Here is a 7638-nt window from a genome sequence, read left to right as displayed (position 1 = left end):
CCATGTGCCATACGCTAAGTTTGACTTATACGAGAGCTACGGTATGTCAAATGAAATCCCTAGTTATGTATCACATGCCATAACTAGTCTAAATAGCTCAAAACGGCATATGCCAATCAAAATTCTTTTGATGGAAGCGCTAGCTAAAGGTACCATGTCCAAAAAAAGAATTTTGAAAAAAACATTTACATATTCCGGAACCGCATGCAATTGCATTTTTTGGGGTCCTGACAATCCACTAGAATGTAGATACAAAAAGATTATACAAGGGTTAATATGTATATTTCAGTACAAACAAGAAAAGTCAAAGATAAGGTAACGAAGTACGTCTATCTTTTGGAAAGCATTCGCGATCCAAAGACTGGCAAGAATACTAAAAGAAAGATTCAGAACTTCGGAAGACTGGATGTACTTGAAAAAGAGAACCCTGGCTTTCTTGACGAGCTCAAGAAAAAGTACAAGTCGCGTGAAGACAGAGCTAAGGAAAGGCAAGCTTTAGTCGTGCGTAATGAGGAATACATCGACTCAGATGCGCCTGATGCTGATTTGTATGAGTCATATTCACAGTCTTTCATCTACGGACATTTTGTACTTAAGCGACTGTGGAGCGATGTGCTTAAAATGCACGATCCGCTGACCTATCTAAAGAATCAAAAGTATAAGATCGAATTAGATCTAAACGCGGTAGTTTCTACTTTGGTGTTTAAAAAGGCATTAGGCGGTAGCTCTTTACAAGCTACATACAACAACCATGCTCATTTTTTAGGAACATCAAAAGAGCCACTTTCACTTTCAGACATGTACAGTGCTTTAGATATCATCCAAGAAAACAAGGACATGCTGATTGCTAGATTAAACCGTGCAATTACTCAGAAGTACGGTGAAGATAGGTTTGCTTTGTTCTTTTACGAGGTAGCTAATACTAACAGTCAAGCGCAAGAGAACGGTTTTGAGCATCAAGCAGGTTCTGTATTACTGGTCATTGATAAATATGGTCTTCCTGTGGACTATGAGCTCATTTCAGGCAGTGGGGCTGAGGTTCACACATTAAGAGAAGCCATAGAAGGCTTACAAGCAAAGTACACCATCAACAACGCAATTGTTGTTGCCGATAGCTATCTAAACTCTGAACAAAATCTGAATATGATAAAGAGCTTAGGAATGGGCGTTATCGTTTCGCATAAAGTATCAAACCTAGGCGCTTATGAGCAGAAAATGCTTGACTTAGAGGGCTACCAAGACATTTATGAGGATGACCCTAGCTCAAAGTACAAGATAGTTAGCGACTATACCAATGAGTATACAGACGGTAGTGAGATTGCAAGCAACTTAATCTTCACTTTTGATGAGCAAAGTAAGAAGCGTGATGATGTTGCTATTGATCAAGCTGTTGCCAAAGTTGAAAAGATGGTTAAGGACAAAGCCAAGATAAGCCATTTAAATAGTGGCTATGCTGCTTATGCAATGACAAAAGAAAGCAGTGACGGTCGTGAGATTAGCGGTGTTAATCAAGACTATGTGGCTAAGCAAAGGGCGCTTGCAGGATACAGATGCATGGAGTTTTTAGCAGCAGCAGAAGATGACGCTGCGGTAGCTAAGATAAGTGTCAGTCAGGTTGCATCGCTTTACGGTCAGATTAAGCATATTGAAGATTGCTTTAGAGTTATGCAGAGCGATCTTGAGATCATGCCGGTATTTGGGTATACATCCGGGCATATCAAAGCACATGTACTACTGTGTTTCATGGCTCTGACACTAGTGTGTTTACTTAAGAAGAAACTGCATGATGAGGGGCATTTATTAAACCTTGAGCAAATCATAGACGTTATGAACCACATGACTCTTAGCAAGGCTCAAATCAACAAAAATTCTGAGCCTGTATACATCGTAAACAAGGCGATAACTGACGATAGAACTTACAGAGCTCATGATGTTGCAAATGAAGGCCTATTAAAAGAAGTGCCTTTGAAGTATGCACAATTTGCAATTATGCGTGCAGTAGGTTTATACCGTCTTCCGTCAGTGGTATCCAAAACCACTCTCTCTGGGTGCTTGCGAACTAAATTCCCACTTAAAGAAGATGGCTCAATTTACATCTAAGGTCTTTATCTACGATGATTTTGACAAAATACTAAGACAAGGATCCACTACAAGTACATGCTCATCTTAGTTATGGATAATAACCATACTTCAGCTTAGAAATAGTTAGTAAGCGGCTTCTGAGTGATGAGCTATGTCAAAGGGTCGTTTTTAGTTTTTTCTGACAAAGCTCTTGTCTTTTAAGATCGTTCCTAATTTGTGCGCACACATGCTAAGAATTGCTTACAAAAGGCTTATAGATAAGGCTTTGCTCAAAATGCCTAGATATTACACGTTGTCAAAGTGATTGCACCAGCTTGGGCAAGTGATGATGTACAACCAACAAAATTGCACTTTAATATGACGCCAAAGCCGTTTGCTTTGTTAAACTATCGCTACTGTATTGTCAAAGTGGGGGATCCATGCGCTTTATTCGATTCATAGGCGCTGCCTTGGCATGTCTTGTTTTAATGACAAGCGCACAGGCGGCACTACAACTAGAGATCACTGGCGGTATCAATGAGGGCCGTCGTGTCGTAGTGTTACCGTTTAAGACTACAGGTCAAGTACCTGTTGATGTTAGCGGTATCGTCAGTGCAGACCTTACCCGTTCGGGCAAGTTTGCTGCAGTTACTTACAATCAGCTGCCGCAAGGTGCGATTGTAAATGGCGGTGTAAACTTCGACGTTTTAGCCTCATCCGGTGCTGAAGCAGTGGTTTCAGGCGAAGTTGTTCCTGTAGCTAATTCTGATAAGTTCCAAGTGGTTTATCAGATCTACGGTGTACAGGGTGCTAACAAGGGCAAGCCATTAACCGAGCGTCGCGGTGTTACTGCTAACGCCCGTCAGTTACGTCAGGCTGCTCACTTAGTTTCAGATCGAACCTATGAGTTATTAACCGGTCAGCCAGGTGCTTTTAGAACACGTATTGCTTATATCGTGCACCGCTTTGGCGATCGCTTCCCATATCAGCTCATGACCTCTGATTATGACGGATATAATGAAGTAGCCATTCTGCGCTCTACCGAGCCAGTAATGACTCCAAACTGGTCTCCAGATGGTAAGCGTTTAGTGTATGTATCATTCGAGCGTAGAGCACCAACTATCTATGTTCAGGATATCTTCACTAAGAAGCGTACTAAGCTTGCTTCATTCCCAGGCTTAAACTCTTCACCAGCTTGGTCACCAGATGGCAACAAGATTGCATTTACTCTGTCTAAGGACGGCCAGCCAGAAATTTATTACTACGATCTGGTAACCTCTAAGTACCATCGTGTAACTAACAACCGTGCTATTGATACTGAGCCATCTTGGTCATCAGACTCTAAGCGTATATACTTCACCTCAGAGCGTGGTGGTCGTGCACAGATTTATGCTGTGGATATTGGCACTAACGAAGCTGAGCGTATTACCTATCAGGGCGCTATGAATTTATCAAGCCGTCCAATTCCAGGTTCTGATGCTCTGATTGTTATCACTAGACAAAATGGCTACCGTGTAGCTCGTGTAGATAAGGATGGTTCCATCTACATGCTGACTACCTCTAACTTAGACGAGTCACCTTCCGTTGCTCCTAATGGTTCAATGGTTATTTACTCAACAGTTTACAAAGGCCGTAAGGGTCTAGCTCTTGTTTCAACCGATGGTCGTTTCAAGGCAAATCTTCCTTCAAGCAACAACGGCGAAATCAGCGCTCCATCTTGGGGCCCATTGCCTGAAAAATAGGCACTTACTGATATCTAGCTTATTGCATACAGGCAATTAAGGATTTTTTATTATGAAGATGAGACATTACTTAGCATTGTTTGCAGGCGTAATGATGTTTGGCCTGACAGCTTGCTCCACCTCAACCGAAGACGGTGCGTTGATTGAAGATGGCAATGGCATGGATAACATGTCAGGAGACGTATTCGTTGAGGATAACTTAGGTTATGGCGGTATCGATGAGAACGTTATGACCGGCGTTGATTCATCTGGCGCTTTAGTAATTGGCGATCCAAATGCACCACAAGGCGGTCTTTACGATCCTAACTACTCAGGCCCACAGGCTCTGCGCGAGAACAACACTGTTTACTTCAAGTACGACTCTGATCAGATTCAAGATCAGTACGTATCTGTAATGCAGGCTCATGCTCAGTACTTACGTGATAACCCAGATTCTCGTATCATCATCGAAGGTCACACCGACGAGCGTGGTACCCCTGAGTACAACATCGCTTTAGGTGAGCGTCGTGCTCGTGCTGTAGCCCGCTACATGCAAAACTTAGGTGTTGATGTAAACCAGCTCTCTATCGTTTCATACGGTGAGGAGAAGCCTTTAGACCCAGGTCACGCTGAGGCTTCATGGCAGAAGAACCGCCGCGCTGTTATCAACTACTAATACCTTAGTGCTTAATAAGTACTGCAAAGGCATCATAACTTTAGATGCCCATGCATCACTTATTTAGCAGCTAAGATTCCCCGCAAAACCCCCGTAGGCATAGCTTTCGGGGGTTTTGCGTTTTTAGATCCTGCTATTTTGCAATTACCATCAGTCCAGCACCCATCAATAACACAAGCACCACCGCTATCCATATCCAAGGCCAATGAGCATCATTTTCTAAAAGAAAAGATAATTCAGTGCATTCCTTCTTCACCAAACAAAGCACAGTCCGTTCATCCTCATCCAAGCCTGTCCAGCCAAGCTAAGCCATTTAAGACCAGCGAATCCTCATTCATGCCTGTCCAGCCAAGCTAAGCCATTTAAGACCAGTGAATCCTCATTCATGCCTGTCCAGGCAAGCTAAGTAAAACCAGGGCATTGGTGTTCAAGACTAGCAAAGGCATTTGTATCCAAGGTTCAGTGCGGCCAATAATCAATATCCTACAAATACTCGTTAGGTCTTAATAATGGTGCATTAACCATACGTTTGAACGGCTTTTGATGTGATTTACTTCCTATTTTGGGCTAAATGAGAGCAAATTGTGCACTTTTATTTATCAAAGGGCATTTTTCTAGCACCGAAAAAATGCATGTAGTTATAGCGCATTGACCAAAAAATCTTCAAAAGCTTACAGTTAAAACACATTCGGTAATCAATGTATTCATAACACTGCAGTCGCTTAGGCGACGTAGGCTGCAAAACTAAATGTTGCTTGCTGTACCCCTCAGTTAATACTACTTAATCCAAGGTAGCCAAGTGTTGATTGCTCTGATGAGTTAGGTAGGAAAGCGCAGCGGCGCATTGCGAGAAAAGAGCACTTTTAATGTGCATCTAGTGGAGATTTTTCATGAAAACCAAAGCTTTAGTAGGCAGCCTCTTTGCTGTCACACTCTTCTTAACTGCCTGCGGCGGTGACGATAACCAAAAGACCGCTCAAGCTACTTCTGCTAGTGAGCAGGTCATGAAGGTAGGCGTTTGTCCAGGCCCATATGGTTATATGGTTGAGAGCGTGATTGCCCCGCTATTAACTGAGGAAGGCTACAAGGTTGAGGTCATTACTTTTAGTGACTATGTACAGCCAAATTTAGCTTTAGATAGCGGTGATATCCAGGCTAACTTATTCCAGCACCAGGCTTACTTTGACAATTTTGTTGAGACTCAAGGCGTTAAGCTTGAGTCAGTTATTAACGTCCCAACCTTAGGCATGGGCGTATTCTCAGCTAACATCAAATCATATGATGAGCTTAAGGCCGGTGACAAAGTAGCTATTGCTAATGACCCAGTTAATCTTGGCCGTTCTTTAGATGTGGCGCAAAAAGCAGGTCTTATCAAGCTCAACAAGCAAGTTAATGACAACAAGGCTAGCATCGCTGATATCACTGAGAACAAATACTCTCTTGAGTTTGTCCCAATGGACGCAGCTCAGATTGCTCGTTCTTTAGATTCTGTAGCCATAGGCTTTGTACCTGGCAACTTTGCCTATGCTGCTAACTTAGATTTTTCTAAGGCCCTGAGCGTCGAGGATGTCAAAGAGCCAATTAAGAACGTAGTAGCCGTCAAGGCCGACAATAAGGCCTTAAAGGACCTCTTTTACAAGGTCATCCACTCACAAAAGTTCAAAGACGCTATTGTAAAGGATAGCAAGTTTGATCAATTCACTCGTCCTGTATGGTGGGATGAGGTAGCAGCCACTGATGAGTCCGCTGACACCGCCGCTGACGCAGCCACAGCTACCTCAGATGCCGCCCCTGCTGCAGAGGGCGCACCTGCAGATGATGCAGAGGATGCTGCAAAGGGCGACAAGACAGCCATGATGTTATCTCCTAAGTTTGCTGAGACCTTAGTTAAGGTAGCAGCCTAATATTACTGATGCTTTTAAAGCCACATTAACGTAAAAGACAGAGGATAGGTCTTTGAAGTGGTCTTAAAGCAAGGCTCGTCTAAGTAATTGAAGTGCAGTCATCAAGGCAGAGTGGGGATATCTATGTCCTTAGCTGTCGTGAGCATTTGATTTTTTTGATGCGTATGGCTGCACTTAGGAGAACATCATGATTCGCTTTGAGGATGTATCTGTTAGGTTTGGCGATTATGTAGCTGTTGATAACGTGTCGCTGCATGTACAAAAGGGCGACTTTTACGGAGTGCTAGGCCAGTCAGGTGCTGGCAAATCAACTTTAGTGCGTACTGTGAACTTGCTGCAAAAGCCAAGCTCAGGTCGTGTCATAGTTTCAGGTAAAGAGGTAAGTGACAAACTAAGCGCTCAAGAGCTGAGTGCTATGCGCCTTAAGATCGGTATGATCTTTCAGCACTTTAACCTCATCAAAAATGCCTCAGTTTTTGAAAATGTAGCCTTCAATTTAAAGGCTTGTGGTGCAAGTCGCTCTGAAATTGAAGAAAAAGTCCCTAAGCTCTTAGCTTTAGTGGGACTGTCAGGCAAAGAGAGTGTCTATCCACCATCACTATCAGGTGGTCAAAAGCAACGTGTGGCAATTGCACGTGCCTTAGCTAATGATCCTGAGATCTTACTGTGTGATGAGGCTACTTCAGCTTTAGATCCAGATACCACAGGTGAAATCGTAGCGCTGCTTAAAAAGCTCAAACAAGAGCGAAATCTAACTGTACTTTTCATTACCCATCAAATGGAAGTCGCCAAAAGCTTGTTTAACAAGGTGGCTCTGATGGCAAATGGCCGTGTGGTAGAAAACGGCAGTACTTACGATCTCTTTGCAAAGCCAAGTTCTGCATACGGCAAGGCAATGATTGCACGTCATGATGCCTTGTTGCTGCCACGTCAGCTTCTTGAAAGTGAGGACAATCTTTACGAGATTACTTACAAAGAAGAGCAAGCTTACGACAGTGTTATTGCTCAGGCCATTAAGCGCTTTGATGCAGACATTAGTATCTTAGGCGGTCGTATTGAGTATATTGCTGATAAGCCACTAGGCAATCTCATTATCTCGGTGCGTAAAGCCAATGTAGACCATGGTCAAGTGCTAGATTTTATTGGGCACAGTGCCTTTATCAAGACCATCAAAGAGCACGGCCAAGTATTAGTAGATCTAAACTCTAAAGCCATGGACTCAGTAGCTAATATTGATTATGGCACTCACACTAAGTCAGTTGAGACTAAGGAGTAA

At 43.1% G+C, this 7638-nt stretch carries 5 protein-coding genes; all 5 read left to right on the top strand.

Annotated elements, in window-relative coordinates; genetic code table 11:
• Positions 1–276: 276 nt before the first annotated feature.
• Positions 277–2100 (top strand): IS1634 family transposase, encoded by a 1824-nt coding sequence (locus tag H524_RS0108255; RefSeq protein ID WP_084281719.1) that lies wholly within the window; start codon positions 277–279, stop codon positions 2098–2100.
• Between the two features lie 401 nt (positions 2101–2501).
• Positions 2502–3803: a Tol-Pal system beta propeller repeat protein TolB gene (gene tolB, locus H524_RS0108250; RefSeq protein ID WP_044121810.1), complete on the top strand. Its 1302-nt coding sequence runs from the start codon at positions 2502–2504 to the stop codon at positions 3801–3803.
• Positions 3804–3855: 52 nt separating this feature from the next.
• The gene (gene pal, locus H524_RS0108245; protein ID WP_027939873.1) at positions 3856–4458 is read left to right on the top strand and encodes a peptidoglycan-associated lipoprotein Pal; all 603 of its coding nucleotides are present in this window, start codon (positions 3856–3858) and stop codon (positions 4456–4458) included.
• Positions 4459–5348: 890 nt separating this feature from the next.
• On the top strand, positions 5349–6362 hold the full coding sequence (locus tag H524_RS14990) for a MetQ/NlpA family ABC transporter substrate-binding protein (RefSeq protein ID WP_084281718.1): 1014 nt from the start codon (positions 5349–5351) through the stop codon (positions 6360–6362).
• Positions 6363–6549: 187 nt separating this feature from the next.
• Positions 6550–7638, top strand: coding sequence for a methionine ABC transporter ATP-binding protein (locus H524_RS14985; protein WP_052339000.1), 1089 nt, complete (start codon positions 6550–6552; stop codon positions 7636–7638).

Source organism: Anaerobiospirillum succiniciproducens DSM 6400 (assembly GCF_000482845.1).
GTDB lineage: Bacteria > Pseudomonadota > Gammaproteobacteria > Enterobacterales > Succinivibrionaceae > Anaerobiospirillum > Anaerobiospirillum succiniciproducens.
Note: the sequence above shows the minus strand (reverse complement) of the source record. Positions and strands in the feature narration are given on the sequence as shown.

Bases quoted from the DNA above. Each gene is read 5' to 3' on its own strand.
- H524_RS14990 (WP_084281718.1), top strand. From the start codon at position 5,349: ATGAAAACCAAAGCTTTAGTAGGCAGCCTCTTTGCTGTCACACTCTTC.
- H524_RS14985 (WP_052339000.1), top strand. From the start codon at position 6,550: ATGATTCGCTTTGAGGATGTATCTGTTAGGTTTGGCGATTATGTAGCT.
- H524_RS0108255 (WP_084281719.1), top strand. From the start codon at position 277: ATGTATATTTCAGTACAAACAAGAAAAGTCAAAGATAAGGTAACGAAG.
- tolB (WP_044121810.1), top strand. From the start codon at position 2,502: ATGCGCTTTATTCGATTCATAGGCGCTGCCTTGGCATGTCTTGTTTTA.
- pal (WP_027939873.1), top strand. From the start codon at position 3,856: ATGAAGATGAGACATTACTTAGCATTGTTTGCAGGCGTAATGATGTTT.